Raw genomic sequence first — 25,821 nt, 5'->3', positions numbered from 1 at the left:
TGAAGCACGATTGTATCGATCGCGCTCAGTAGATCGGGGTCACCTTCATCTGCGGCAGCGGTCGCGGCGCCCCATCGGTAAGGTCAGGGCCGAGGTCGTCCCAGCTGCGGCCCTGCTCGACCATCAGCCCCCACAGTTGCTGCGAGGCCAGCCGCTTGTCTTCCGAGCCCAGCTTGTACGAGGGCGGTGACGGTTCACCGCGGGCGACCATCGAATACGCCGCGCGGTAAGCCAGCACCTGCTGCGCCGGATCATCGGTGCGCGCCACCTCCAGCGTGTAGCGCTGGTAGGCCGAGGCCAGGTTGCGCCAGCGGATCCAGTAGTGGTTCTCGAACGAGAACGAACAGAAACGCGCACCGGCCAGGCTGCCCTTGTCGGCGATGCGGGTCAGCACCTCCTGCGGCATGTCCAGGTTCATGCCACCCTCGTCGCCCTGCAGGCTGACGTGCACGATGCGGTCGCGATAACCCGGTGCGCGCGCCTGCAGCAGGTCGCGCCAGTTCTGCATGGTCGCCACGACGGCGAACAGGAAGCGCCCCAGTTCGGCTGCGGCCAGCGGCGTGGCAATGGACTGGTAATGCCGTTGCCAGCCGTGGCGGTTTTCGGTGGGCAGGAACACCGCATGCTCCAGCGCCTGCCGGCTGCCGCTGCCCTGGCTCACTGCTTCGGCGTGCTGCGGATAGACCAGGTTGATGGCGAAGGTCGGCCAACGCGGCAGGGCGGCGTCGAACAGATGGATCGGGAAGTTGCTGCTGATGCCGCCATCGGAGAACCAGCAGATGCGGAAGGCGGTGATCACCGGACCGCAGGCCTGCCCGGCACTGGTCAGCCCCTCCATGCTGTCGGCCACGTTGTGCTCCGGGTCGGCCGCAGGGGCGGTCGGTTCGCAGCGTCGTTCGCGGCGTGAGGGTTCATGCAGCGGCACCGCGCTGATCAGCAGCGGGAAGCTCAGGCTCATGCGCGTGGCCACCAGCACCGGCAGCTTCGGGCCCTGCGGCAGGTGGTAATACTGCCGCCCATCCACCTCCAGCGGCGGGCCGGCCTGGCTCACCAGCCACTGCACGACGCTGGCGGGGAACAGCTGTTCGAACTCCTCGCGCAGGAACCAGAACTGTGCACCGCCCAGCGGCAACGTGCGCGGCTCGTTGTGCGAGATACAGGTGGTGATCATCTGCAGGCTGATCGCATGCGGGCTGTCCGGCTCACCGGCATAGCGCGGCGCATCGTGCAGGTCGGCGAAGGTCAGCGGTGCATCCAGCGGCTTGCCGGACAACTGCTGCAGGCACGCATGCAGCCACTCGGTCAATGCCGGCTTGCGTGCATCGCGCCCGAGACCACTGCACAGGCCCAGCAGGTTGCGCCGCGCCACCCGTGCCACCCGCAGCACCGCGCCAGCGACGCCAGCCCCGTACGCGCACAGCAGTGACGGCAGCAGCGTCGCGGCCACCCCGCTCCAGCCACCGCCCCACCCGCCCAGCCCGAGCAGCAGCGCCAACGACACCAGCACTTCCAGCGGCGCGATCTCGAATACGGCGACGGCCAGGCACAGCAGTTTGTGCGGCAGGCTGGCATTGCCGGTCAGCACCACCAGCAGGCGATAGGCCGCGCGCGCGCCACGCGCCGGCTGGAACAGGCTGTAGATGAAGCCGCGCCGCGACAGCTGTGCCGACACCGCCGACAGCCCGCCATAGCCGGCGTCGCCGGCAAGCTGCTCGCCAGCCTGCATGCGGCGATCACCGCAGGCTGCCGCTGCCGCCACCGCTGCCGCAATGGCGCCGGCCGAAGTGCCGCCGATGCTCTTGAACCGATACTCGCGGGCCAGCGCCAGTACCGCATTGGGGTACACGATGCCGCTGGTGATGCCGCCTTTCATGACCAGATCGCAGTACTTGTCCGCCACTGTCTTGCCCCCGAGCATGCCGTCCGCCGCGTGGGTTGCAGTATGGCGCAGAGGCTTCTCAGGGCCTGAGAACAACGGCGCAGTCCGCGCACGCAATGCGCCGTTCAGCAGAAAGCGTGGCTGCAGGCTTGACCGGCCCGTCCATCGGCGTAGCATCTGCAGCAAGCCAAGGGACAGACCCGCGGCTGCCACAACGACATGAGGGATTCTCATGGAATTCGACTATCTCGTCTTCATCGGGCGATTCGAGCCCTTCCACAACGGCCACGCCGCCGTTGCCCGCCTGGCCCTGAGCCGGGCCCGCAAGCTGATCTTCCTGGTCGGCTCTGCCGATACCCCCCGCAGCCTCCGCAATCCCTGGACCGTGGCCGAACGTGCCGTGATGATCCAGGCGGCCCTCGACGGCCATGGCGACCGCCTGCTGATCCGCCCGCTGCGTGACCACCTGTACAACGAAGCACAGTGGATCGCCAACGTGCAGCGCCAGGTGGCTGACGCCCTGCGCAACGACGGCGCCGCCGCCGATGCCAGAGTCGGCCTGATCGGCATGGACAAGGATGCGTCCAGCTACTACCTGCGCGAGTTCCCGCAGTGGCCGCTGGTGGACGTGCAGCACACCGCCACGCTGTCGGCCACCGAACTGCGGCGTTACCTGTTCGAGGCCGGCGACGTGGACTTCCACGGTGCATTGCTGATGCTGCGTGGCAATGTGCCGGCGCCGGTGTTCGACATGCTCGAAGCGTTCCGCAAGAGCGCGCCGGCCTATGCCCAGCTGGTGGCCGAGTACCGCTTCATCGAACAGTACAAGGCCGCCTGGAAGGATGCGCCCTACGCGCCGACCTTCGTCACCACCGATGCGGTGGTGGTGCATTCGGGCCACGTGCTGCTGGTGCGCCGCCGCTCGGAACCCGGCAAGGGGCTGTGGGCATTGCCCGGCGGTTTCGTCGGCCAGGAACAGAGCCTGCTCGACAGCTGCCTGCGCGAGCTGCGCGAGGAAACCCGGCTGAAGATCCCGCTGCCGGTGCTGAAGGGGTCACTGAAGGGCCAGCAGGTCTTCGACCACCCCGACCGCAGCCAGCGCGGCCGCACCATCACCCACGGTTTCCACTTCGAATTCCCCGCCGGCGAGCTGCCGCCGGTGCGCGGCGGCGATGACGCCGACAAGGCGCGCTGGATACCGGTGAGTGAAGCCCTGGACATGGGCCCGCAGCTGTTCGAAGACCACCTGCACATCCTGGAGTATTTCCTCGGCCGCGGCTGACAGGCCCGGCCTCCCCACCGGCGGATAGACCGCTGGTGCCACCCGACGCGAAGGAGCTTCCGTCATGCACTACCTCGATAATCTTCTCCTCAACACCGACAGCTACAAGGCCAGCCATTGGCTGCAGTACCCCCCGGGTACCGATGCCACGTTCTTCTACGTCGAATCACGTGGCGGCCTGCACGATCGCACGGTGTTCTTCGGCCTGCAGGCGATCCTCAAGGACGCACTGGCGCGGTCGGTCACCCACGCCGACATCGACGACGCTGCTGCGGTGTTCGCCGCGCATGGCGAACCGTTCAACGAGACCGGCTGGCGCGATATCGTCGACCGGCTTGGCGGCCACCTGCCGGTACGCATCCGTGCCGTGCCCGAGGGCAGCGTGGTGCCCACCCACCAGGCACTGATGACGATCGAGTCGACCGATCCGGCCGCGTTCTGGGTGCCGTCGTACCTGGAAACGCTGCTGCTGCGCGTGTGGTATCCGGTCACCGTGGCCACCATCAGCTGGCACGCACGGCAGACGATTGCCGCGTCCCTGCAGCAGACCAGCGACGATCCGCAGGGGCAGCTGCCGTTCAAGCTGCACGACTTCGGCGCGCGCGGTGTATCGAGCCTGGAATCGGCCGCGCTCGGCGGTGCCGCGCACCTGGTCAACTTCCTCGGCACCGATACCGTATCGGCCCTGTGCCTGGCCCGCGCGCACTATCACGCGCCGATGGCCGGCTATTCGATTCCCGCCGCCGAGCACAGCACCATCACCAGCTGGGGCCGCGAGCGTGAAGTGGACGCCTACCGCAACATGCTGCGCCAGTTCGGCAAGCCCGGTGCGATCGTAGCGGTCGTGTCGGACAGCTATGACATCTACCGCGCGATCAGCGAGCACTGGGGTACCACCCTGCGCGATGCAGTGATCGCCTCGGGCGCCACCCTGGTCATCCGTCCCGACTCGGGCGACCCGGTGGAGGTGGTGGCCGAAAGCCTGCGGCGGCTGGATGAAGCGTTCGGCCACGTGATCAACGGCAAGGGCTATCGCGTGCTCAACCACGTGCGGGTGATCCAGGGCGATGGCATCAACCCCGACACGATCCGCGCCATCCTGCAGCGCATCACGGGCGACGGTTACGCGGCCGACAACGTGGCCTTCGGCATGGGCGGCGCCCTGCTGCAGCGACTGGACCGCGACACGCAGAAGTTCGCGCTGAAGTGCTCGGCGGCACGGGTCGACGGTGAGTGGGTCGATGTATACAAGGATCCGGTCACCGATGCCGGCAAGACCAGCAAGCGTGGCCGCATGCGCCTGCTGCGCCGCCTGGATGACGGCAGCCTGCATACGGTGTCACTGCCGGCCAACGGCGACGACACCCTGCCGGTCGGCTTCGAGGACGCGATGGTGACCGTGTGGGAGAACGGGCGCCTGCTGTACGACCAGCGGCTGGACGACATCCGGGCCCGGGCGGCGGCGGGACGCTGAAGGCGTTTGCGGGAGTCAGGGCCCGGTGCGGGTCAACGGGGATCCGACCCCAGGCTTGACCCCTGCGGCCAACAGGTCCACCTTGCACACGCCGAAGGTATCCCTGCCGTGTCTGGATGGTGGCAGGGATTTAAACGGGAATCCGGTGAAGGCGCCTGGCGCGCCCATTCCGGAGCTGCCCCGCAGCGGTGAATGGAAACGAATCCTGCCAACAGCACTGGGCTCACGCCTGGGAAGCGGCAGGGAGTAGGTGGGCTGCGGCCCGTGTCCATCAGCCCGAATACCGGCCCCGGCCGGGGGACACGACCGTCCCCTGATTCGACCTGGACTCTCCGCGGGGAGGGTGCCGGGGCCGTCGCCGTCCTGCGCGCGCAGGCGGTGTGGCCGCGCGCGTCCTGTTCACGGTATCCGGCCAGCCCGCTTCCACGCCCTGACGCACCCGACGATGACCGAGTTCCAACGCCCCACCCTGACCCTGCCCGCCGACGGCAAGCGCCTGCTGCTGCATTCATGCTGCGCGCCCTGTTCCGGCGAAGTGATGGAAGCGATCACCGCCTCCGGGATCGACTACGCGATCTTCTTCTACAACCCGAACATCCACCCGGTGAAGGAGTACGAGCTGCGCAAGCAGGAGAACATCCGCTTCGCCGAGCAGCACGGCATTCCGTTCATCGATTGCGACTACGACACCGACAACTGGTTCAGCCGCGCACGCGGCATGGAGAACGAACCCGAGCGCGGCATCCGCTGCACGATGTGCTTCGACATGCGTTTCGAACGCACCGCGCTGTACGCGCACGAAAACGGCTACGACACCATCAGTTCGTCGCTGGGCATCTCGCGCTGGAAGAACATGGCGCAGATCAACGACTGCGGCATCCGTGCCGCCTCGCGCTATGAAGGCCTGCAGTACTGGGACTACAACTGGCGCAAGGGCGGCGGTGCCAGCCGCATGGTCGAGATCAGCAAGCGCGAGCAGTTCTACCAGCAGGAGTACTGCGGCTGCGTGTACTCGCTGCGCGATGCCAACCGCCACCGCCGCGAGAACGGCCGCGAGCGCATCAGGATCGGCCTGCTGTACTACGGACAGGACGCTGGGACGCCGCAGGGCGATTGACGTGTGCGCATGGGGCGGCCACGCTGGTCGCCCCTTCTGTTGTACCGGAACTGCCATGACCGCCCTGCCCGCCGATGTCGCCCTGCTGGTGATCGACCTGCAGCCGGACTTCATGCCCGGGGGCGCCCTGGCCTGCGACCAGGGCGATGCGCTGGTGGCCCCCATTGCCGGACTGTTGGCGCAACGCCGCTACCGCACGGTGGTGGCGACCCAGGACTGGCACCCGGCCGACCATGCCTCGTTCGCCAGCCAGCACCCGGGCCAGCGTCCGTTCGAGAGCATCCTGCTGCACGCGCAGCCGCAGACCCTGTGGCCCGACCACTGCGTGCAGGGCAGCGCCGGTGCCGCCCTGCACCCGGGCGTGGACTGGACCACGGCCGACCTGATCCTGCGCAAGGGCACGCGCCAACAGGTGGATTCGTACAGCGCTTTCCGCGAGAACCACGGCCCCGAGGGCGAGCGCCCGGCCACCGGCCTGGCCGGCTGGCTGCATGAGCGGCGCATCCGCGAAGTGCACGTGTGCGGCCTGGCCCGCGATTACTGCGTGCTGTGGAGCGCGCAGGACGCAGTGAAGTCCGGCTTCCGGGTGAAGTTCCTGTGGGACCTGACCCGGCCGGTGACCGAAGCCAATGACGCGATGGTGCGCGAGGCGCTGGGCAAGGCGGGAATCGCGATCGCCTGACCCACAACGGTCGTGCCGGCCGCTGGCCGGCTACCTGCGGATGTCGCCTCTGCCGCTTGCAGGGGCCCGGCCAAGGGCAACACAATGAGCCATCCAGCCCTCCAATTACGCCCCCCTACAGATCGCGGGACGGCCGAACCGGGGGCTTTTTCATTGGATGAATGCAGGAAGGCAATGGCATGCCAACGGCGATTCTCATCGATGGTGGTTACTTCGTTAAGCGGTTCCGCCGTATCGAACCTCACAACGCCAACAACGCCGAACGTGCCGCGGAAGTAGCCCATCGGTGGGCACTCGCGCACCTGACCTCCTCAGGTTGTCAGCGACGGGAACTCTATCGGATCTTCTTCTACGACTGTCCGCCCCTGCAGAAGCGAATGCACAACCCGATCTCGGGCACCTGCATCAACTATGCGCGCTCACCCGAGGCGCTCTTCAGAATCGATCTGCACGAAACCCTGAAACAGAAACGCAAAGTGGCACTGCGCCTTGGTCACCTCGCGGATTCCAGTTCGTGGACAACCGATTCCCGAACGCTCGATGCACTTCTGAAAGGCAAGCGCTCATTCTCCACGCTCCTGCCCGAGGATCTGCACCCGGAGGTCAGACAGAAGGGCGTGGATATGCGCATCGGCCTGGACATCTCCTCGCTTTCCCTCAAACGACAAGTCCGTCAGATTGTTCTGGTCGCTGGTGATGCCGACTTCATCCCCGCTGCCAAGCTCGCGCGACGCGAAGGCGTGGACTTTGTCCTGGACCCCATGTGGTCTCCGATACCCCAAGGACTTCTGGAGCATATCGACGGTGTTCGCTCCACCTGCCCCAGGCCTGCAAACAGGAAGGAAGGGAAGGCAGTGATCGAACACGCGATGGTGGGTGCAACCCGACCCTAGCGGAACACCACCGTGCGGTGCCCGTTGAGCAGGATGCGGTGCTCCACATGGCGGCGCACGGCACGCGCCAGCACCAGCGATTCGGTATCGCTGCCCAGCCGCACCAGTTCACGCGGTGCCATCGCGTGGTCCACCCGGGCCACGTCCTGTTCGATGATCGGGCCTTCGTCCAGATCCTCGGTCACGTAGTGCGCGGTGGCACCGATGATCTTGACCCCGCGCGCGTGTGCCTGGTGGTAGGGCTGCGCGCCCTTGAAGCTGGGCAGGAAGCTGTGGTGGATGTTGATCGCACGGCCGGCCAGCGCGCGGCACAGCGTGGGTGACAGGATCTGCATGTAGCGCGCCAGCACCACCAGGTCGATGCGCTCGCGCTCGACCAGATCGATGATCTGCTGCTCCTGCACCGCGCGCGTATCGGCGGTCACCGGCAGGTGGTGGAACGGCACCTGGTAGGAGGCGGCCAATGGCGCGAAGTCGGCGTGGTTGGACGCCACCGCCGCGATGTCGACCTTCAGCTGGCCGCTGTGGGCGCGGAACAGCAGGTCGTTGAGGCAATGCCCCTGTTTGCTGACCAGCACCAGCAGGCGTGCGCGGCGGCGGCCATCGTGCAGCTGCCAGTCCATGCCGAAGTCCTGGGCGAGCGTGGCCATCGCGGCGTGCACGGTCTCCAGCGGCAGGCCGGCGTCACGGTCGAAATGCACGCGCAGGAAGAAGCGGCCGCTTTCCTCGTCGCCGAACTGCTGGGCGTCGAGGATGTTGCAGCCGTGGTCGAACAGCAGGCCGGACACGCGATAGACGATGCCGGTACGGTCGGGGCAGGACAGGGTGAGGATGGAATCGGGGCGCATCGGCACAGTGTAGGGCAGCATCCTGCCCAGCGGCGGGATGATCGCCGATGCAGCCGAACCGATGGGTTCAGTCCCAAGCGATACTTGGCCTCCATCGTGGCAAGCTGGCTGGTCATGAACCTGTTGCAACTGATCCGCAGCTTCACCCGCACCGCAGAGACCGGCAGCATTGCCGCCGCGGCCCGCATCCTTGGCATCAGTGCCACCGCAGTCGGGCAGAACATCAACCGGCTGGAGGCGCATCTGGGCGTACGGCTGCTGAACCGCAGCACGCGCCAGCTGGCGCTCAGCGAAGCCGGGGCGCTGTACCTGGCGCAGGTGCGCCACATCGAGGCCGACCTGGCGCGCGCGCAGGCGATGGTCACCTCCGGCGACATCGAACCGGCTGGGCCGCTGCGCATCGCCTGCAGCAGTGCGTTCGGCCGCCATGTGCTGGCGCCGTTGCTGCCTTCGCTGCAGCAGCGCTACCCGCAACTGCAGCTGGAGCTGCGCCTGACCGACCGCGCCGTGCAGCATGGCCCGGAAGCGGTGGATGCCAGCATCCGCATCGGGGCGCAGCTGGAGGACGGGGTGGTCGCGCGGCAGCTGGCGCGTGTTCCGTTCGTGTTCTGCGCCTCGCCCGCCTACCTTAAGGCCCATGGCACGCCGCAGGAACCCGCTGAACTGGGTCGCCATCGCGGGCTGCTGCACCGCTTTCCCACCGATGGCCGGCCATTGCGCTGGGGCCTGCTGAAGGACGGCCAGCGTGTGGACGCTGCGCTGCCGCCCAGCATGGTCTGCGATGACATCGATGCGCTGGCGTCGCTGGCGGTGGCCGGTGCCGGCATCACCCGGCTGGCCGCGTTCGTGGCCGAGCCATGCCTGCGCGATGGCCGCCTGCAGGCAGTGTTCGGCGCCGACAGCGCGTGGCGGCCGGAACCGATGGACGTCTATTTCTGCGTCAGCGACCGCCGCGACTTCACCGCCAAGATCCGCGCGCTGTTCGAACACCTGCGGGCCGGCATGGCGCCGGCCTGGCGGGTGTGAGCCTCAGCGCGCCTTGAACACGCCGCGTGCCTCGCGCGGCTCGCAGCGCATGTACTGCGGCGCCGCGTCCACGCTGTCACGCAGGGCAGCGGCGGCATGCCACGGCCAGCGCGGGTCGTAGAGAATGCCGCGCGCCAGCGCCACGGCATCGGCGTGGCGATGGCGCAGGATCGATTCAGCCTGCTCGGGCTCGGTGATCATGCCCACCGCGATGACCGGCATGCGCACCTTGGCCTTGATCGCCGCCGCGAACGGCACCTGGTAACCGGGGCCGACGGTGATCTTCTGGCGCTCGTCCAGGCCGCCGCTGGAGACATGCAGGACGTTGCAGCCGCGCGCGTCCAGCACCTGGGCCAGTGCTTCGCTCTGCACCAGGTCCCAGCCACCCTCGACCCAGTCGCTGGCGGAAATGCGCACGCCCACCGCGACCTTGTCCGACACCGCCGCGCGTACCGCGTCGAACACTTCCACCAGCAGGCGCAGGCGGTTCGGCAGCGAGCCGCCATAACCGTCGGTACGGTGGTTGCTCAACGGCGACAGGAACTGGTGCAGCAGGTAACCGTGCGCGGCATGCAGCTCGATCAGCTCGAAGCCCAGGCGCTCGGCACGCACCGCACTGGCGGCGAACGCGGCGATCACTTCGGCAATGCCCGCCTCGTCCAGTGCCTGCGGCGCCGCATCGGCGGCGTGGAACGGCAGCGGCGACGGCGCCACGGTGGCCCAGCCACGCGCATCATCGGCCGCCAGCTGGCCACCGCCGTCCCAGGGGCGGGCGGTGGATGCCTTGCGGCCGGCATGGCCCAGCTGGATGCCCAGCGGCATCGGCGACCAGCGGCGGATGCTGGCCAGTACCTGTGCCAACGCGGCCTCGGTGCCGTCGTCCCACAGCCCCAGGTCGGCCCAGCTGATGCGGCCGCGCGGTTCGACCGCGGTGGCTTCCAGGATCAGCAGGCCGGCGCCGGACTGCGCCAGGTTGCCCAGGTGCATGGCGTGCCAGTCAGTGGCGCGGCCGTCTTCGGCGGAGTACTGGCACATCGGCGCGATGACGATGCGGTTGGACAGGGTCAGGGGGCCGAACGAGATCGGCGAGAACAGCTGGCTCAAGACAGGAATGCACGACGTAGGGGATGCGTATTGCACCGCTGCGCGGCTCCTGGATCAACCATCTGGATGGATCGCTGTTTCGCGGGGACGGGTTGCCGGTAGAGTCGACTGACAGTCGACTCTACCCAGCCGGTGGCTCGATAACCGACGCCAGCGCCTCGGCGCAGTCCCGCTCGTCCTTGAACTGCAGCAGGTCGTCGGCACGGGTGCGGCCACGATTCACGGCGGCCACCGGCAGTCCGGCCCTGGCGGCCGCCTGCACGAAGCGGAACCCGGAATAGACCATCAGCGACGAGCCCACCACCAGCACGGCGTCGGCCTGCTGCAGGTGATCGTGCACTGCCGTCACGCGGTCGCGTGGCACGTTCTCGCCGAAGAACACCACATCCGGCTTCAGCAGGCCGCAGCAGTACGCGCAATCGGGTACAACGAAGCCGGAGAAATCAGCCTCCAGGTCGGCATCGCCGTCCGGGGCGATGCTGGCCTCCAGTGTGTCCCAACCGGGGTTGGCGTCCAGCAGGCGCTGCTGGAACGCCCCGCGATCGCTGCGCCGCTCGCAGCCCATGCAGCGCACCTGATCCAGGCGGCCATGCAGGTCGATCACCGTGCGGCTGCCGGCACGCTGGTGCAGGCCATCCACGTTCTGCGTGAGCAGCAGCTGCAGTTTGCCGCGGCGCTCCAGCGCGGCCAGGGCGTGGTGGGTGCCGTTGGGCCGGGCCAGGCCGAAGCGCGGCCAGCCCAGCAGGCTGCGCGCCCAGTAGCGCTGGCGGGTGGCCACCTCGCCCATGAAGGCCTGGTAGGTCACCGGCGGGGTGTGCTTCCACTGGCCGTCGGTGTCGCGGTAATCGGGGATGCCCGAGGCGGTGCTGCAACCGGCGCCGGTCAGCACGAACAGGCGCTGGGCGCGGTCGATGAAGTCGGTCAGCGGCGAGGTCATGGCTGCCAGATGGGGGCGCCGCGGCGCCCCTGCAAGCGCCGGTTCAGCCGGCGTGCTCAGGCGGCCGGCAGCGGCGGTACCGCGATCGGGTGGCCTTCCTCGTCCAGTGCGATCATCACGAAGTGGCCGCGGGTGCACAGCTTGCGCTCGCCGCTGTGCAGGTCTTCGGCGACCAGTTCCACCTCCACCTTCATCGAGCTGCGGCCGACCTCGACGATGCGGCCGATGGTTTCCACCATCTGGCCGATGCGGATCGGCAGCTTGAAGTCGACCTGGTCGCTGCGCGCGGTCACCACGGTACGGCGCGAATAGCGGGCGGCGGCCAGGAACGCGGCCTTGTCCATCCATGCCAATGCCTGGCCACCGAACAGGGTGCCGAGATGGTTGGTGTGGTTGGGGAAGACGATTTCAGCCATGCGCACTTCGGTGGGCGGCACGGTCTCGGGGATCGGGGTCATGGGGGTGCTTCGGTGTGGGGTGCGGCAATTTTAAGCCAGGCCCCGTGCAGGCAGCGCTACACTGCGCCACGCCCACCGCCAGGACCGCCCATGCCCGCCACTTCCGACCTGCTGGCCTTCGCGCTGGTTTCCCTGGCCATGGTGCTGACGCCCGGGCCGAACATGATCTACGTCATCTCGCGCTCGATCTGCCAGGGGCCGATGGCTGGCCTGATCTCGTTGGGCGGGGTGGCGCTGGGCTTCGTGTTCTACATGCTGTGCGCGGCACTGGGCATCACTGCGCTGCTGATGACCGTGCCGTTTGCCTACGACGCGCTGCGCATCGGTGGCGCGCTGTACCTGCTGTACCTGGCGTGGCAGGCGCTCAGGCCCGGCGGCCGTTCGCCGTTCGCGGTGCGCGAGCTGCCGCAGGACAGCCCGCGCAGACTGTTCACGATGGGCTTCCTGACCAATCTGCTGAACCCGAAAGTGGCGGTGATGTACCTGTCGCTGCTGCCGCAGTTCCTGCATCCGGACAGCGAGGGCAGCGTGCTGCTGCAGTCGATCGTGCTGGGCTCCACCCAGATCGCGGTGAGTGTGACCGTGAACGGCATCATCGCGCTGACCGCTGGCAGCATCGCCGGTTTCCTGGCCGCGCGCCCCACCTGGCAGAGGGTGCAGCGCTGGCTGATGGGCACGGTGCTGGCCGGGCTGGCGGTACGCATGGCGGTGGAAGGGCGGCGCTAGCCGCGCCTTGTAGCGTCGAGCCATGCTCGACTGCTGTCAGCGAAGACCAATCGAGCATGGCTCGACGCCACAGAAACGAAAAACCCCGGCATTGGCCGGGGTTTCTCGTTGCGACAGGCCTGACCGGTCCGATCAGAAGTTCATGTCGAAGGCGACTTCGCCCTGCACGCCGACCTGGTAGGCCGAGACGCGGCGTTCGAAGAAGTTGGTCAGTTCCTGCACGTCCTGCAGTTCCATGAACGGCAGCGGGTTGCGCACGTTGTACTTCTTTTCCATGCCCAGCTTGGCGAAGTGCTGGTCGGCGCAGTGCTGCAGGTACTGGCGCATGTCGCGGGTCGAGATGCCGGCCACGCCGCCGGACAGCACGTCCTCGGCGAACTGCACTTCGCACTCGATGGCTTCGGCCAGCATGTCGTAGACCTGCTGCTTCATCTCGTCATCGAACAGGTCCGGCTCTTCCTCACGCACCACGCGCACCGACTCGAACGCGAACTCCATGTGCGCGCTCTCGTCGCGGAACACCCAGTTGGTGCCCGAAGCCAGGCCCGGCAGCAGGCCGCGCGAACGGAAGTAGTACACGTAGGCAAAAGCAGCGAAGAAGAACAGGCCTTCGATGCAGGCGGCGAAGCAGATCTGGTTGAGCAGGAACTGGCGACGCTGCGCGCGGGTCTCGATGCGGGTCAGGTCCTGGATCGAGTCGATCCACTTGAAGCAGAAATCAGCCTTCTTCTTGATCGAGTCGATGTTCTCCACCGCCGAGAACGCCTTGGCGCGCTCTTCCGGATCCGGCAGGTAGTTGTCGAGCAGGGTCAGGTAGAACTGCACGTGCAGTGCTTCTTCATACAGCTGGCGCGACAGGTACATGCGCGCTTCGGGCGCATTCAAGTGCTGGTACAGGTTCAGCACCAGGTTGTTGGACACGATCGAATCGCCGGTGGCGAAGAACGCGACCAGGCGGTGGATCAGGTGGCGCTCACCCGGCGACATCTTGCTGTGCAGGTCGGTGATGTCGATCTGGAAGTTGATCTCTTCCACCGTCCAGGTGTTCTTGATCGCGTTCCGGTACATGTCATAGAACTGCGGATAGCGCATCGGGCGCAGGGTCAGTTCAAAACCGGGATCGAGCAGCATCTGCTTGGGCTTGTCGGCCATGGGTGTTTCCTTGAATTCCTGGGTGAGCCACCGGGCATGGCCCGGTGCTACCGTGGGTGATGATCGTTGGCCGGGGTTGCCGGCCAGCGGCCGGCACTACCGCGCGGCGGTGCCGCTGTTACTGGCAGGCCTCGCAGGCTTCCGGGTTTTCCAGCGAGCAGGCGATGGCTTCGTCCGGGCTGAACACCTTGGCCGGGGCCGCCGCGCTCACCGTGGTCTTGGCGATCTTGGTGGCCGGGCGCGAACGCAGGTAGTAGGTGGTCTTGATGCCCTGCTTCCAGGCGTACATGTACATGGAGGACATCGCGCCGATGTTCGGGCTTTCCATGAACAGGTTGAGCGAGGCCGACTGGTCGATGAAGGCGCCACGCTCGGCGGCCATATCGATCAGCGAACGCATCGGCAGTTCCCACGCGGTGCGATAGACCTCGCGCAGCGCTTCCGGGATCTGCGGCAGACCGGCGATGGAGCCCTCGGCCAGCTTGATGGCATCGCGCATTTCCGGCGTCCACAGGCCCAGCTTCTTCAGCTCGTTGACCAGGTAACGGTTGACCTGCAGGAAGTCACCGGACAGGGTCTCGCGCTTGAACAGGTTGGACACCTGCGGCTCGACGCACTCGTAGCAGCCGGCGATCGAGGCGATGGTCGCGGTCGGCGCGATCGCGATCATCAGCGAGTTGCGCAGGCCGTGTTCCTTGATGCGCTCACGCAGGGCATCCCAGCGCGCGGTGCCTTCCGGCACCACGTTCCAGGCGTCGAACTGCAGTTCGCCACTGGCGGCGCGGGTGTCGTTGAACGACGGGTGCTTGCCGCGTTCCTGGGCCAGCTCGCAGGAGGTTTCCAGCGCGTGGAAGTAGATCGCTTCGGCAATCTTCTTCGACAGGGCGCGGGCCTCGGCGCTGTCGAACGGCAGGCGCTTGCGGAAGAACACGTCCTGCAGGCCCATGCAGCCCAGGCCGACCGGACGCCAGCGCAGGTTGGCGCGGCGGGCGGTCTCGATCGGGTAGAAGTTCAGGTCGATGACACGGTCGAGCTGGCGCACGGCCAGGCGCACGGTCTCGGCCAGCTTCTCGAAGTCGAACTCGTTGTGCTCGTCGAAGTGGTTGCCCAGGTTGATCGAACCCAGGTTGCACACTGCGGTTTCATCGTTGGAGGTGACCTCCAGGATTTCCGTGCACAGGTTGGACAGGTGGATCACGTTGCCCGGACGCAGGGTCTGGTTGCTGGCGCGGTTGCACTTGTCCTTGAAGGTCATCCAGCCGTTGCCGGTCTCGGCCAGGGTACGCATCATGCGGGCATACAGCTTGCGCGCGGAGATGGTGCGGTTGGCCTTGCCCTGCGCTTCGGCCTGCAGGTAGGCCTGCTCGAAGGCTTCGCCGAACAGGTCGGTGAACTCCGGCACGACGCGCGGATCGAACAGCGACCATTCCTGGTCGGCCTCGACGCGCTTCATGAACAGGTCCGGCACCCAGTTGGCCAGGTTCAGGTTGTGCGCACGGCGGGCTTCGTCACCGGTGTTGTCACGCAGTTCGAGGAAGTCCTCGATGTCGGCGTGCCAGGTTTCCAGGTACACGCAGGCCGCGCCCTTGCGCTTGCCGCCCTGGTTCACCGCGGCCACCGACGAATCCATGGTCTTCAGCCACGGCACGATGCCGTTGGAGTGGCCGTTGGTCGACTTGATCAGCGAGCCACGCGAACGCACGCGGGTGTAGCTGACGCCGATGCCGCCGGAGAACTTCGACAGCTGGGCGATGTCGCCGTACTTGGCATAGATCGACTCCAGCGAGTCCTGCGGCGAGTCCAGCAGGAAGCACGAGGACAGCTGCTCGTGGGTGGTGCCGGAGTTGAACAGGGTCGGGCTGGACGGCAGGTAGTCCAGGTTGCCCATGCGCTTGTACAGCGCCAGGGTCTCGGACACGTCCTCGCTCAGCGCACTGGCGATGCGCAGGAAGAACTGCTGCGGGGTCTCGATCACCTTGCGGGTGTGCGGGTGGCGCAGCAGGTAACGGTCGTACAGGGTACGCAGGCCGAAGTAATCGAAGTTCAGGTCCAGCGCGCCGTCGATGGCGTCGTTGAGCTTGCGTGCATTGGTCTGCACGAAGTTCAGCAGGCGGTCGTTGATCAGGCCGACTTCATGGCCACGGCTGACCGACTGCGAGAAGGCGTAGATTTCCTGGCCCGAGACTTCCTTGGCGATGTAGTTGGCCAGCAGCCGCGCGGCAAGGCGGCCGTACTCGGGCTCTTCACCGATCAGCAGGGCGGCGGTGCGGATGGACAGCTCGTCCAGCTCGCGGGTGGTGGCGCCGTTGTACAGGCCGGAAATGGTGCGGGTGGCCACGCGCATCGGATCGACGGCGTGCAGGCCTTCAGAGGAACGCTGCACCGCACGCACGATCTTGTTCAGGTCCACCAGTTCGGTGGTCCCATTGCGCTTGGTCACACTCATCGCGTTGGCCGTCGGCGGCGACGTCAACAGGAATTCGCTTTCCTTCTCGATGGTGGCGCTGGATTCGGTGCTCACGGCGTGTGTCCTCTTGGCGTGATTGGGGGTGCTCGATGCATCGGGTGACGCGGCCCGGGACATGACAGCCCAGGGTGACAGGACGGCGTCGCAGGGAATGAGACCTGCGCCGGCCACTGCCGTTGACGATCGCGGAGGGGTACTGGGGCCACCCCCTGGAATTGGGGTTGCTGCGACCGACGGCCACAAGATAGTGGGGGTAATGGGGTCCGTCAACGCCAAATGTAGTGAAATTCGGCAATCCCTTGCGCCGCAAGGATCGTGCCATCGGCGCCTGGATCGGACGCTTCAGACCTGCCGGAACGGGCTGCGCAGTCAAGCCCGAAAGGCGTCATTGCGGTGGCACAACGCACCGCAAAAACGGAACAATGACAGCTTCACATGACAGTGATGAAACTGGCTAGGGACAACCCTGTGGATAGATCGTGGGCAGCCGGTGGGAATCCGGTGGATGCCGGGATCACCCGCCGGGCAGCGACGCGAGGCCGTATGTGGCGGCCGGGCCGGAAGAGCGGCCGCAGGGAAACGCCGTTGCGCCCTCCCCCCGGTCACGGCGCGGCCGATGCCGGCCAGCGGCCGGCACTACCGGAATCCCAGGGGGGGGCGTGCCGGCCGCTGGCCGGCAATGCACGCCCGCAGAGTCGCTCACGCCCGGTGCGGGGTGCCCAGGTACTCGGCGCTCTGCATCTCGATCAGGCGCGAGGCGGTGCGCTCGAAGGCGCCCTGCAGGCGCTGGCCGGTGTACAGCTCGATCGGCGAGGTGCTGGCGGTGCAGACCAGGTTGACATGGCGGTCGTACAGCTCGTCGATCAGGTTGACGAAGCGGCGCGCGGCATCCTCATTCAAGCGGTCGAAGGCGGGAATGCCGCCCAGCAGCACCGTGTTGAACTCATGCGCGATCTCGATGTAGTCCGACGGCCCACGCGGGCCCTCGCACAGCGCGGCGAAATCGAACCAGGCGATGCTCTTGCCGCGGCCCCGGACCGGGATCTTGCGGCCCTCGATCTCGATGTTGCCGGGCTTGGCCGGCTGGCCGCCGCTCAGTTCGCTCCAGCGCGTGGCCAACCAGTCGTCGCTGTCGGCCGCCAGCGGTGCGCGGTACACCGGCGAGCGGGTCAGCGCGCGCATCCGGTAGTCCTCGGTGCCTTCGGCATACAGCTCGACGCAGAAGCGCTGCAGCAGGCCGATGGCCGGCAGGAAGCTCTCGCGCTGCAGGCCGTTGAGGTAGAGGTTCTCCACCGCGGTGTTGGAGGTGGTGACCAGGGTCACGCCCTCGGCGAACAGGCGCTCCAGCAGCCGCGCCAGCAGCATCGCGTCACCGATGTCGGTGACGAAGAACTCGTCCAGCACCAGCACGCGCAGGTTGCTGCGCCATTCCTGGGCGATCTTCGCCAGCGGGTCGCTCTGGCCCTGGTGCTCGCGCAGGCGCTCGTGGACGCTGCGCATGAAGCGGTGGAAGTGGGTGCGGTACTTCTGCCTGATCGGCAGGCCGTCGTAGAACAGGTCGACCAGGAAGGTCTTGCCGCGGCCGACGCCGCCCCAGAAGTACAGGCCCTTGACCGGCTCGGGCTTTTTCCAGAACGAGGACAGGCGGTCCAGCCAGCCGTCCTCGGCACTGTCCAGCAGGGCCAGGTGGATGCGGTCCAGCTCGGCCAGCGCCGCATGCTGGGCCGGATCGTCCTGCCAGTCACCGCGGGCGACCCCTTCCGCGTACCGCTGCGACGGGGTCAGCTCGGTTGCGCTCATGCCGCCGCGCCCAGCCAATGCTTCACGCCGTGGGTCAGCGCGCCACGCAGGTCGATCAGCTTGCGGTGGAAGAAGTGGCTGGTCTCGGGCATGCGCACCAGCTCATGCGGGAACTCCAGCGTGTCCAGCCACTGGTAGACGGCCTGCGGATCGACGATCTCGTCCTGCTCGCCCTGGATCACCAGCCAGCGCGCCGGCGGCACGATGCCATCGAAATCCCAGCGCCCGGCCGGCGGGGCGATCGAGATCAGCGCTTCCGGCTGCAGCGCGGCGGCGGCCTTCAGCGACACGAACGAACCGAAGCTGAAACCGGCCAGCCACAGGCGGTCGTGCGGGCGCTGGCTGCGCACCCAGGCGGCGACCGCCTTCAGGTCGTCCTGCTCGCCCACGCCGCCATCGAAGGTACCGGCCGAAGCGCCGACGCTGCGGAAGTTGAAGCGCACCGTGGCGATGCCCAGCTCGCGCAGGGTCGTGGCGGTCATGGTGACCACCTTGTTGTGCAGGGTGCCGCCCTCGGTGGACAGCGGATGGCAGACGATGGCCACGATCGGCTGCACCGGCACGTCGGCCTTGGGCAGGTCGACGACCACTTCCAGCGGGCCGGCCGGGCCGTCCAGTTCGAGGCAGGCGGTTTCGCCGGGGGCGACGGGGAACGAAGGCTTGTGCATGGCACCATGATACCGTCCCCCGCCCCTGGCCTGTGCCCGTCCCATGCTCTACCTGTCTTTAGCCGTGATCTGCAGCGTGCTGGTTTCGGTGCTGTTGAAGATGGCCGGACGCCGCCAACTGGATGTTGCGCAGATGGTCACCTGGAACTATCTGGTGGCGGCAATGCTCACCGCCTTGGTTCTGCGGCCGCCGCTGGATGCGCTGCGCGCGCCACATGCCCCGTGGCTGTCCTTGCTGGCGCTGGCGGTGGTGCTGCCCTCGATCTTCCTGGTGCTGGGCCGCGCCGTGGCGGTGGCCGGCATCGTCCGCAGTGACGTGGCGCAGCGCTTGTCGCTGCTGCTGTCACTGGCCGCCGCGTTCCTGTTCTTCGGCCAGACCGCCACGCCGTGGAAGCTGGCCGGGCTCGGCCTGGGCCTGCTGGCGATGGTGGCGATCAGCCTGCGCCCACGCGGGCCGGTGGTCGCGTCCTCGCCCGGCGGCTGGGGCTGGCTGCTGGGGGTATGGGCCGGGTTTGCGGTGGTGGACGTGCTGCTCAAGCAGGTGGCGCTGTCCGGCACGCCGTCGATGGCGGCGGTGCTGGCCAGCTTCAGCGTGGCCTTCGTGCTGATGCTGGCGTTGCAGCTGTGGCGGCACTTCAGCGGTCGCAGCCGGCTGGCCTGGCGCAACCTCGGCGCGGGCGCGCTGCTGGGCCTGCTCAATGGCGGCAACATCCTCTTCTATGTCCACGCGCACCAGGCGATGCCGGACAGCCCGGCCACCGTGTTCGCCGGCATGAACATCGGGGTGGTGGTCTTGGGCGCGCTGGTAGGTGTGTTCGCCTTCGGCGAGGCCACCACGAAGTGGAACCGCGCCGGCCTGGCACTGGCGGTGCTGGCGATCGGGTTGATCGCCTGGGGGTGAGCGTTGGTTGCGGCGGGCCATTTCCGCGCCCGCGGTGGGATGTCACTTTTCTTTTCGCGCGAAAAGAAAAGTAACCAAAAGAAACGCGCCGCCAGCCGCGAGCCGGTGCTGTGCACCGGTACCCTGCGCTTCTCGGTGAACTAGGGGACGGCGCCGAACTCGCTGCGCTCAGACATCGGCGCCTCTTCGCCCCTGATTCACCTGCGATGCTCGGCTCGCTTGAAGGCGGACTGGTAGATCAAAAGCAACGGCAGCATCCGTGCCGATCAAGGTCCCTCCCAGAGCAGATCCCCGGCGAACCCTATCTGTCGAAGCCCAGCAGCAGCGGGTCGTGGTCGGAGCTGCGCCACGGGCCCTGCACGTTGCGGCCCTGGTAACCGCTGGCGTCCTGCTCGTCGGCGTTGCTGTGCCATTCGGCGGCACCACGCAGGCGCTTGGCCATGCCCGGGTTCAGCAGGGCGTGGTCGAGACGGCCGGTGTAGCCGTTGTAGACGTAGCTGTAGGGATGCTCGACCTTGGCCACCTTGAACGCGTCCTGCCAGCCCAGGTCACGCAGGGTGCGGATCGGATCTTCCATCGCGTAGGCGTTGAAATCGCCAAGCAGCACTGCGTCCCTGGCACCGGTACCGGTCGGGTCGGTCTGCAGCCAGGCGTGCAGCTGCTGCGCCGAGGTCACGCGGGTGGCGTTCCAGCAGCCCTGATTGTCGTTGTGGTCGGCGTCGGCACCGCTCGCATCGCGGCAGCCCTTCGACTTGAAGTGGTTGGCGACCACCACGAACGGCGCACCGTGCTTGCCCTGGAAGGCCTGCGCCAGCGGCACGCGGCTGTGCTCGACGAACGGGCCGCCGGTCAGTGTGGCCGGCTTGCCCAGCGGTTGCAGGCGGTTGCTGCGATAGATGATGCCGACCCGGATCGGGTTGTCGCCGGGGCCGTTGCCGGCGTCGACGAAGCGCCAGTCGCCCTGCGCGCCGCGGTCGCGGTTGAGCGCATCGACCAGTTCGGCGATGGCCGACTGCGGGCCGTAGCCGTCGTTCTCCAGTTCCATCAGCGCAGCGACATCGGCGCCCAGCGCGTTGACCGTGGTGACCAGCTTGGCGAGCTGCGCCTTGTGCTCGTCCAGGGTGCGCGCACCACGCAGGGTCGGGAAGCCACCGCCCTGGCCGTCACCGTTGAAGAAGTTCTCCAGGTTGAAGGCGGCCACGTGCAGGCTGCCCGGCACCGTGGGTACTGCGGGGCGCTTCAGTTCCGGCAGCTTCAGCACGCCGTCGACCTGCAGGCGCGGATGGCCCTGCGCGTCCACGCGCACGATGCCCTCCACGTTGCGCAGCTGCATGCCGGTGCGCAGCACCGGATTGCCCGGCAGGTAAGGCAGGCTGGCGGGGTCGCGGGCAGCACGGCCATCTTCCAGCACCAGGCGGCGGCGCTGGTTGTCGGCCATCACCTGCTCATAGCCGGCAGAGCCCGGCGCGGCCACTTCGGTCGGCTGCCAGAGGCGGCCATCGAAGGCCACGGTGAGCTGGCCGAAGCGCTCCAGGCCGTCGGTACCGGCCAGGGTGAGCGGCGCAGCGATGCGCACGCGCTGCCCATCCAGCGCGCGCCAGTCGGCCGGCGCGGCGGTCAGCACCACCGGGGCGCTGCTACGCGCGGCAGGGGGCGTCGCGATCGGCGTGGCCTGCGGCTGGGCCTGGGCGAACGCGCCGGCCGGCAGCAGCAGGGACAGGGCAAGGGCGAGGGAGCGGCGGCGCATCGACGGGCGATTCCTGGGAAGAGGGCGCACAGACTAACCCTGAAATGCGAAACCCCGCCTGCAGGCGGGGTTTTGAGCTTGGTGGGCAAAGCCGCCGGCGGCGGAAGGAGGACGACCGGGGCGATGGGGCGACCGGCGGGTAGAGTCGACTGTCAGTCGACTATCGCGCGCAGCGCGGGCTTTTTCGGTGGCGTTGGGAAGAGCAGTCGACTAACAGTCGACTCTACCCCCGTTCCGCGGTTACGCCATCCGGTTCGGCCGTTCCCCGTTCCGCGGTTACGCCATCCGGTTCGGCCGTTCCCCGTTCCGCGGTTACGCCATCCGGTTCGGCCGTTCCCTGTTTCGACGTTTCCGCCGTTCTGCGGTTTGGCCGTTCCGGCGGTTACTTCAGGTTGGCCAGCATCCAGTCCACGGTGGCGTGGATCTGTTCTTCGGTCAGCGCCGGGTTGCCGCCCTTGGGCGGCATGATGCCGCCGTCGGGGCCGGTATAGCCCTCGATGGCGTGCTTGTAGAGGGTGTCCTTGCCCTGCGCGATGCGCTTGTCCCAATGCGAATGGTCCAGCGTCGGTGCCATGCCCACACCGTTGGTGTGGCAGGCGGTGCACAGGTTGTCGAAGATCACCTTGCCATCCTTGGTGCCGCCGTAGGCCACCTGCGACGCCGCCTTGGCCAGCGCGGCGGCCTTGGCCGCGGCCTGCGCGGCGGCGCCGGTGCTGCCGGCATAGACCGCGCCGGTGGGCGAAATGCGCTGTTCGGTGCGCTTGGCCGCAGTGGGCGACACCTCGGGCGGAATCCGGGTGTGCAGGTAGGCGGCAAGGAGGATGAGGCCGAGGGTGATGGTCGCCAGCAGCGCGATCACCATGGAGAAGCGTTTCAGGAACTCCAGATCGTAATTCCGCACTCTTCGTTACCCCTGGCTGATAGTCGTTGGACCACGGCTGAGCGACTGCGTGATGGACCGAGTATAGAACGCGCCTTGCGTGCGACAACAGGCGTCAATGCTGGTGCGGCGCAGCATGCCGGGGGCTGGGGTCAGATCCCTTTTGCGCCGCAAAAGGGATCTGACCCCAGCAACAGAAGCCGGCCAGCGGCCGGCGCTACCGGATTACCGGGGCGCCGATCGCGCGCAGGCAGAAGCTGCAGATCGCATCCACCAGCGCATCCTCGTCGCGGTGCGCTTCGCGGCTGGGTGCGGTGGGGCCGACCATCGCCTCGGTGAAGGCACCGACCAGGCAGGCGGCGGCCACATGCGCGTCCTGCGCCGGCAGTTCGCCGGCCGCCACGCCTTCTTCGACCAGCCGCAGGAACACGTCGCCAAACGCACGGCGGCCGCGCATGCGCTCGGCTTCCACGTCCGGATCGACCGGTTCGACGATGAAAGCGTGCGCCAGCCCCGGCCCGGCCAGGGCGCGGCGGACGAAGGCGGTGATCGCCAGCCGCAGGCGCTCGCTGGCCGCCTCCGGGCCACTGGCGATGCGCTCCATGATCGCGACCTCGTGGGCCACGGCGGCGTTGAGGACCTCCACGAACAGCTCGGCCTTGGACGGGAAGTGGCGGTAGATCAGGCCGGTGGACACCCCCGCCTGGGTCGCCACGGCGGTCACTGGGGCGTTGCGCCAGCCGCCGGTCGCGACCAGTTCGCGGGTGGCCAGCAGGATCCGTTCACGGGCGCCCGCCAGGCGTTCTTCCATCAATGCAGAGCGTTTATAGGCCATGTTCTGATTCTAGTTTCAATTTTTGAATTCGTATTCACTTCTTATCCGAACCCCGCTACGCTGGGGCCATCGCCCGTGCGGGTGGCGGTCCTGCCGACCGCCGCCCGCTCCCCCGCCGGGTGCGTCCATTCCCTGCCATCCCGCCGTGGAGCCACCACAATGCACGTGCCATCCCTGAACTTCGATCTTGGCGAAGACATCGACCTGCTGCGCCAGAGCGTGGCCCATTTTGCCGCCGCCGAGGTCGCACCGCTGGCCGCCGAGGCCGATGCCAGCAACCAGTTCCCGCTGGCCCTGTGGCCGAAGCTGGGCGAGCAGGGCCTGCTCGGCCTCACCGTGGAAGAAGCATACGGCGGTACCGGCATGGGCTACCTGGCCCATGTGGTGGCGATGGAAGAAATCTCGCGCGCCTCCGGTGGCATCGGCCTGTCCTATGGCGCGCACTCCAACCTGTGCGTGAACCAGCTGCGCAAGAACGGCAATGAGGAACAGAAGCAGCGCTTCCTGCCCGGCCTGTGCGATGGCAGCCTGGTCGGTGCGCTGGCGATGAGCGAGCCGGGGGCCGGCTCGGACGTGGTGTCGATGAAGCTGCGCGCCGACAAGCGCGGCGACCGCTACGTGCTCAACGGCAACAAGATGTGGATCACCAACGGCCCGGATGCCGACGTGCTGGTGGTCTACGCCAAGACCGACATGGACGCCGGCGCCAAGGGCATCACCGCGTTCCTGGTCGAGAAGGGCATGAAGGGCTTCTCCACCGCGCAGAAGCTGGACAAGCTCGGCATGCGTTCTTCGCCTACCTGCGAGCTGGTGTTCCAGGACTGCGAGATTCCCGAAGAGAACGTGCTGGGCCAGGTCGGCGGTGGCGTGCGCGTGCTGATGTCCGGCCTGGACTACGAGCGCGTGGTGCTGTCCGGTGGCCCGCTGGGGCTGATGGCCGCGGCCATGGACGTGGTGATGCCCTACGTGCACGAACGCCACCAGTTCGGCGAACCGATCGGCAGCTTCCAGCTGATCCAGGCCAAGATCGCCGACATGTACGTGGGCCTGGGCGCCTGCCGCGCGTATGTCTATGCCGTGGCGCGCGCCTGCGACCAGGGCCGCACGACCCGCCAGGACGCCGCCGGTGCCATCCTGTACGCCGCCGAGAAGGCCACCTGGCTGACCGGCCAGGCGATCCAGATCCTCGGTGGCAACGGCTACATCAATGAATACCCGACCGGCCGCTTGTGGCGCGACGCCAAGCTGTATGAAATCGGCGCCGGCACCTCGGAGATCCGCCGCATGCTGATCGGCCGCGAACTGTTCCAGCGCACCCTGTAAGGCCACCGCGATGACCGTCCTGACCAGCCAGCTGCAACCGGGCAGCGAAACGTTTGAAAGCAACCGCGCGGCCATGCAGGCCGTGGTCGACGACCTGCATGCCACCCTGGCCCGCACCGCGATGGGTGGCAGTGAGGCGGCGCGCGCCAAGCACACCGCACGCGGCAAGCTGCTGGTGCGTGAGCGCATCGACGCCCTGCTCGACCCCGGCAGCGCCTTCCTGGAAATCGCGCCGCTGGCCGCGCACGGCATGTATGAAGACGCCGTGCCCGCCGCGGGCGTGGTGGCCGGCATCGGCCGGGTGAGCGGCGTGGAATGCGTGATCGTGGCCAACGACGCCACGGTCAAGGGCGGCACCTACTACCCGATGACGGTGAAGAAGCACCTGCGCGCGCAGGAGATCGCCGAGCAGAACCACCTGCCCTGCATCTACCTGGTCGATTCCGGCGGCGCGTTCCTGCCGCTGCAGGACGAAGTCTTCCCCGACCGCGATCATTTCGGCCGCATCTTCTACAACCAGGCCAACCTGTCGGCGCAGGGCATTCCGCAGATCGCCTGCGTGATGGGCAGCTGCACCGCCGGTGGCGCCTATGTGCCGGCGATGAGCGACGAGACCGTGATCGTGCGCGAACAGGGCACGATCTTCCTCGGCGGCCCACCGCTGGTGAAGGCGGCCACCGGTGAAGTGGTGACGGCCGAGGAACTGGGGGGCGCCGACGTGCATACCCGCATCTCCGGCGTGGCCGACCACATGGCCGACAACGATCTGCAGGCGCTGGCACGGGTGCGCGCGATCATCGCCCAGCTCAACTGGCGCAAGCCGGAACCGGCGATGGCGGTGCAGGCCCCTGAAGCGCCGTTGCTGCCGGCCCATGAGCTGTATGGCGTGATCCCGGCCGATACGCGCAAGCCCTACGACGTGCGCGAGGTGATCGCGCGGCTGGTGGATGGCTCGCGCTTCGACGAGTTCAAGCCGCGCTACGGCGCAACGCTGGTGACCGGTTTCGCCCATCTGAACGGCTACCCGATCGGCATCATCGCCAACAACGGCATCCTGTTCTCCGAGTCGGCCCTGAAGGGCGCGCACTTCATCGAGCTGTGCACCCAGCGCAACATCCCGCTGGTGTTCCTGCAGAACATCACCGGCTTCATGGTCGGCCGCAAGTACGAACAGGGCGGCATCGCCAAGGACGGCGCCAAGCTGGTGATGGCGGTGGCCTGTGCCAAGGTGCCCAAGTTCACCGTGGTCATCGGCGGCTCGTTCGGTGCCGGCAACTACGGCATGTGCGGCCGTGCGTACTCGCCCAACTTCCTGTGGATGTGGCCGAACGCGCGCATCGGCGTGATGGGCGGCGAGCAGGCCGCCAGTGTGCTGGCCACGGTCAAGCGCGATGGCATCGAAGCCAAGGGCGGCCAGTGGCCGGCGGCGGAAGAGGATGCCTTCAAGGCACCGATCCGCGACCAGTTCGAACAGCAGGGCCACCCGTACTACGCCAGCGCGCGCCTGTGGGACGACGGCGTGATCGATCCGGCCGACACCCGCCAGGTGCTGGCGCTGGCGCTGTCGGCCAGCCTCAACGCCGCCCCGCAGCAGACGCGCTTCGGCGTGTTCCGCATGTGAC

General features: G+C 67.5%; 22 protein-coding genes and 1 riboswitch. Of the genes, 10 read left to right on the top strand and 12 right to left on the bottom strand.

The window, feature by feature from the left end; genetic code table 11:
* Window positions 1-25: 25 nt before the first annotated feature.
* Complete coding sequence (locus tag AC5P9I_RS11800; RefSeq protein WP_049465430.1) at window positions 26-1,918, bottom strand: patatin-like phospholipase family protein; 1,893 nt, start codon at window positions 1,916-1,918, stop codon at window positions 26-28.
* Window positions 1,919-2,111: 193 nt separating this feature from the next.
* On the opposite strand from AC5P9I_RS11800, the gene AC5P9I_RS11795 reads away from it, so the two are divergent.
* From AC5P9I_RS11795 to AC5P9I_RS11775, 5 genes are all read left to right on the top strand, one after another.
* Window positions 2,112-3,161: a bifunctional nicotinamide-nucleotide adenylyltransferase/Nudix hydroxylase gene (locus AC5P9I_RS11795; protein WP_049465432.1), complete on the top strand. Its 1,050-nt coding sequence runs from the start codon at window positions 2,112-2,114 to the stop codon at window positions 3,159-3,161.
* Between the two features lie 64 nt (window positions 3,162-3,225).
* Complete coding sequence (locus AC5P9I_RS11790) at window positions 3,226-4,635, top strand: nicotinate phosphoribosyltransferase (RefSeq protein WP_088476102.1); 1,410 nt, start codon at window positions 3,226-3,228, stop codon at window positions 4,633-4,635.
* A 78-nt stretch (window positions 4,636-4,713) separates the two neighbouring features.
* Window positions 4,714-4,941: riboswitch (cobalamin riboswitch) on the top strand.
* Between the two features lie 139 nt (window positions 4,942-5,080).
* Window positions 5,081-5,752 carry an epoxyqueuosine reductase QueH gene (locus tag AC5P9I_RS11785; RefSeq protein ID WP_049465436.1) on the top strand — a complete coding sequence of 224 codons (672 nt, stop codon included), beginning with the start codon at window positions 5,081-5,083 and terminating at the stop codon, window positions 5,750-5,752.
* A gap of 55 nt (window positions 5,753-5,807) precedes the next feature.
* Entirely contained in the window at window positions 5,808-6,434 is a 627-nt protein-coding gene (gene pncA / locus AC5P9I_RS11780) for a bifunctional nicotinamidase/pyrazinamidase (protein WP_049465438.1), read from the top strand.
* A gap of 179 nt (window positions 6,435-6,613) precedes the next feature.
* Complete coding sequence (locus tag AC5P9I_RS11775; protein WP_049465440.1) at window positions 6,614-7,327, top strand: NYN domain-containing protein; 714 nt, start codon at window positions 6,614-6,616, stop codon at window positions 7,325-7,327.
* Here AC5P9I_RS11775 and purU read toward each other — a convergent pair.
* Entirely contained in the window at window positions 7,324-8,175 is an 852-nt protein-coding gene (purU, locus tag AC5P9I_RS11770) for a formyltetrahydrofolate deformylase (protein ID WP_026347242.1), read from the bottom strand. The genes AC5P9I_RS11775 and purU overlap by 4 nt on opposite strands.
* A gap of 114 nt (window positions 8,176-8,289) precedes the next feature.
* Between purU and AC5P9I_RS11765 the strand changes: the two genes are divergently transcribed.
* Window positions 8,290-9,201, top strand: a complete 912-nt coding sequence (locus AC5P9I_RS11765) for a LysR family transcriptional regulator (protein ID WP_049465457.1) — start codon at window positions 8,290-8,292, stop codon at window positions 9,199-9,201.
* Window positions 9,202-9,204: 3 nt separating this feature from the next.
* Here AC5P9I_RS11765 and AC5P9I_RS11760 read toward each other — a convergent pair whose 3' ends face one another.
* The 3 genes from AC5P9I_RS11760 to AC5P9I_RS11750 all read right to left on the bottom strand — a co-directional run bounded on the left by AC5P9I_RS11760 (window position 9,205) and on the right by AC5P9I_RS11750 (window position 11,700).
* Complete coding sequence (locus tag AC5P9I_RS11760) at window positions 9,205-10,305, bottom strand: NADH:flavin oxidoreductase/NADH oxidase (RefSeq protein ID WP_080355526.1); 1,101 nt, start codon at window positions 10,303-10,305, stop codon at window positions 9,205-9,207.
* Between the two features lie 121 nt (window positions 10,306-10,426).
* Window positions 10,427-11,242 (bottom strand): NAD-dependent protein deacetylase, encoded by an 816-nt coding sequence (locus tag AC5P9I_RS11755; RefSeq protein WP_049465442.1) that lies wholly within the window; start codon window positions 11,240-11,242, stop codon window positions 10,427-10,429.
* A gap of 56 nt (window positions 11,243-11,298) precedes the next feature.
* Window positions 11,299-11,700, bottom strand: a complete 402-nt coding sequence (locus AC5P9I_RS11750) for an acyl-CoA thioesterase (RefSeq protein ID WP_004153688.1) — start codon at window positions 11,698-11,700, stop codon at window positions 11,299-11,301.
* Between the two features lie 90 nt (window positions 11,701-11,790).
* Between AC5P9I_RS11750 and AC5P9I_RS11745 the strand changes: the two genes are divergently transcribed.
* Window positions 11,791-12,426, top strand: coding sequence for a LysE family translocator (locus AC5P9I_RS11745; RefSeq protein WP_049465444.1), 636 nt, complete (start codon window positions 11,791-11,793; stop codon window positions 12,424-12,426).
* A 132-nt stretch (window positions 12,427-12,558) separates the two neighbouring features.
* Here AC5P9I_RS11745 and AC5P9I_RS11740 read toward each other — a convergent pair whose 3' ends face one another.
* From AC5P9I_RS11740 to AC5P9I_RS11725, 4 genes are all read right to left on the bottom strand, one after another.
* Window positions 12,559-13,578, bottom strand: a complete 1,020-nt coding sequence (locus AC5P9I_RS11740) for a ribonucleotide-diphosphate reductase subunit beta (RefSeq protein WP_014035600.1) — start codon at window positions 13,576-13,578, stop codon at window positions 12,559-12,561.
* Between the two features lie 118 nt (window positions 13,579-13,696).
* A complete protein-coding gene (locus AC5P9I_RS11735) occupies window positions 13,697-16,099 on the bottom strand; it encodes a ribonucleoside-diphosphate reductase subunit alpha (protein WP_049465446.1) in 2,403 nt (800 codons plus the stop codon).
* A 645-nt stretch (window positions 16,100-16,744) separates the two neighbouring features.
* Window positions 16,745-17,845 carry a cell division protein ZapE gene (zapE, locus tag AC5P9I_RS11730; RefSeq protein ID WP_053504951.1) on the bottom strand — a complete coding sequence of 367 codons (1,101 nt, stop codon included), beginning with the start codon at window positions 17,843-17,845 and terminating at the stop codon, window positions 16,745-16,747.
* Complete coding sequence (locus tag AC5P9I_RS11725) at window positions 17,842-18,513, bottom strand: alpha/beta hydrolase (RefSeq protein ID WP_130768372.1); 672 nt, start codon at window positions 18,511-18,513, stop codon at window positions 17,842-17,844. Before AC5P9I_RS11725 ends, zapE begins: the two co-directional genes overlap by 4 nt.
* A 43-nt stretch (window positions 18,514-18,556) precedes the next feature.
* Here AC5P9I_RS11725 and AC5P9I_RS11720 point away from each other — a divergent pair, with 43 nt between their 5' ends.
* A complete protein-coding gene (locus AC5P9I_RS11720) occupies window positions 18,557-19,414 on the top strand; it encodes an EamA family transporter (RefSeq protein ID WP_130768371.1) in 858 nt (285 codons plus the stop codon).
* Window positions 19,415-19,715: 301 nt separating this feature from the next.
* On the opposite strand, the gene AC5P9I_RS11715 is transcribed toward AC5P9I_RS11720, so the two are convergent.
* From AC5P9I_RS11715 to AC5P9I_RS11705, 3 genes are all read right to left on the bottom strand, one after another.
* Complete coding sequence (locus tag AC5P9I_RS11715) at window positions 19,716-21,161, bottom strand: ExeM/NucH family extracellular endonuclease (protein ID WP_130768370.1); 1,446 nt, start codon at window positions 21,159-21,161, stop codon at window positions 19,716-19,718.
* 382 nt (window positions 21,162-21,543) lie between these two features.
* Complete coding sequence (locus AC5P9I_RS11710) at window positions 21,544-22,062, bottom strand: c-type cytochrome (RefSeq protein WP_049467966.1); 519 nt, start codon at window positions 22,060-22,062, stop codon at window positions 21,544-21,546.
* A gap of 196 nt (window positions 22,063-22,258) precedes the next feature.
* Window positions 22,259-22,876: a TetR/AcrR family transcriptional regulator gene (locus AC5P9I_RS11705; protein WP_049467968.1), complete on the bottom strand. Its 618-nt coding sequence runs from the start codon at window positions 22,874-22,876 to the stop codon at window positions 22,259-22,261.
* A 159-nt stretch (window positions 22,877-23,035) separates the two neighbouring features.
* On the opposite strand from AC5P9I_RS11705, the gene AC5P9I_RS11700 reads away from it, so the two are divergent.
* A complete protein-coding gene (locus AC5P9I_RS11700) occupies window positions 23,036-24,199 on the top strand; it encodes an isovaleryl-CoA dehydrogenase (protein WP_053461863.1) in 1,164 nt (387 codons plus the stop codon).
* A 10-nt stretch (window positions 24,200-24,209) separates the two neighbouring features.
* A complete protein-coding gene (locus AC5P9I_RS11695) occupies window positions 24,210-25,820 on the top strand; it encodes a carboxyl transferase domain-containing protein (protein WP_130768369.1) in 1,611 nt (536 codons plus the stop codon).
* Window position 25,821: the final 1 nt, after the last annotated feature.

Source organism: Stenotrophomonas sp. YJH_SMC_29 (assembly GCF_059371235.1).
Note: the sequence above shows the minus strand (reverse complement) of the source record. Positions and strands in the feature narration are given on the sequence as shown.

Bases quoted from the DNA above. Each gene is read 5' to 3' on its own strand.
- AC5P9I_RS11695 (WP_130768369.1), top strand. From the start codon at position 24,210: ATGACCGTCCTGACCAGCCAGCTGCAACCGGGCAGCGAAACGTTTGAA.
- AC5P9I_RS11715 (WP_130768370.1), bottom strand. From the start codon at position 21,161: ATGCGCCGCCGCTCCCTCGCCCTTGCCCTGTCCCTGCTGCTGCCGGCC.
- AC5P9I_RS11745 (WP_049465444.1), top strand. From the start codon at position 11,791: ATGCCCGCCACTTCCGACCTGCTGGCCTTCGCGCTGGTTTCCCTGGCC.
- AC5P9I_RS11720 (WP_130768371.1), top strand. From the start codon at position 18,557: ATGCTCTACCTGTCTTTAGCCGTGATCTGCAGCGTGCTGGTTTCGGTG.
- AC5P9I_RS11800 (WP_049465430.1), bottom strand. From the start codon at position 1,918: ATGCTCGGGGGCAAGACAGTGGCGGACAAGTACTGCGATCTGGTCATG.
- AC5P9I_RS11765 (WP_049465457.1), top strand. From the start codon at position 8,290: ATGAACCTGTTGCAACTGATCCGCAGCTTCACCCGCACCGCAGAGACC.
- pncA (WP_049465438.1), top strand. From the start codon at position 5,808: ATGACCGCCCTGCCCGCCGATGTCGCCCTGCTGGTGATCGACCTGCAG.
- AC5P9I_RS11725 (WP_130768372.1), bottom strand. From the start codon at position 18,513: ATGCACAAGCCTTCGTTCCCCGTCGCCCCCGGCGAAACCGCCTGCCTC.
- zapE (WP_053504951.1), bottom strand. From the start codon at position 17,845: ATGAGCGCAACCGAGCTGACCCCGTCGCAGCGGTACGCGGAAGGGGTC.
- AC5P9I_RS11700 (WP_053461863.1), top strand. From the start codon at position 23,036: ATGCACGTGCCATCCCTGAACTTCGATCTTGGCGAAGACATCGACCTG.
- AC5P9I_RS11785 (WP_049465436.1), top strand. From the start codon at position 5,081: ATGACCGAGTTCCAACGCCCCACCCTGACCCTGCCCGCCGACGGCAAG.
- AC5P9I_RS11775 (WP_049465440.1), top strand. From the start codon at position 6,614: ATGCCAACGGCGATTCTCATCGATGGTGGTTACTTCGTTAAGCGGTTC.
- AC5P9I_RS11790 (WP_088476102.1), top strand. From the start codon at position 3,226: ATGCACTACCTCGATAATCTTCTCCTCAACACCGACAGCTACAAGGCC.
- AC5P9I_RS11795 (WP_049465432.1), top strand. From the start codon at position 2,112: ATGGAATTCGACTATCTCGTCTTCATCGGGCGATTCGAGCCCTTCCAC.
- AC5P9I_RS11750 (WP_004153688.1), bottom strand. From the start codon at position 11,700: ATGACCCCGATCCCCGAGACCGTGCCGCCCACCGAAGTGCGCATGGCT.
- AC5P9I_RS11740 (WP_014035600.1), bottom strand. From the start codon at position 13,578: ATGGCCGACAAGCCCAAGCAGATGCTGCTCGATCCCGGTTTTGAACTG.
- AC5P9I_RS11705 (WP_049467968.1), bottom strand. From the start codon at position 22,876: ATGGCCTATAAACGCTCTGCATTGATGGAAGAACGCCTGGCGGGCGCC.
- AC5P9I_RS11755 (WP_049465442.1), bottom strand. From the start codon at position 11,242: ATGACCTCGCCGCTGACCGACTTCATCGACCGCGCCCAGCGCCTGTTC.
- purU (WP_026347242.1), bottom strand. From the start codon at position 8,175: ATGCGCCCCGATTCCATCCTCACCCTGTCCTGCCCCGACCGTACCGGC.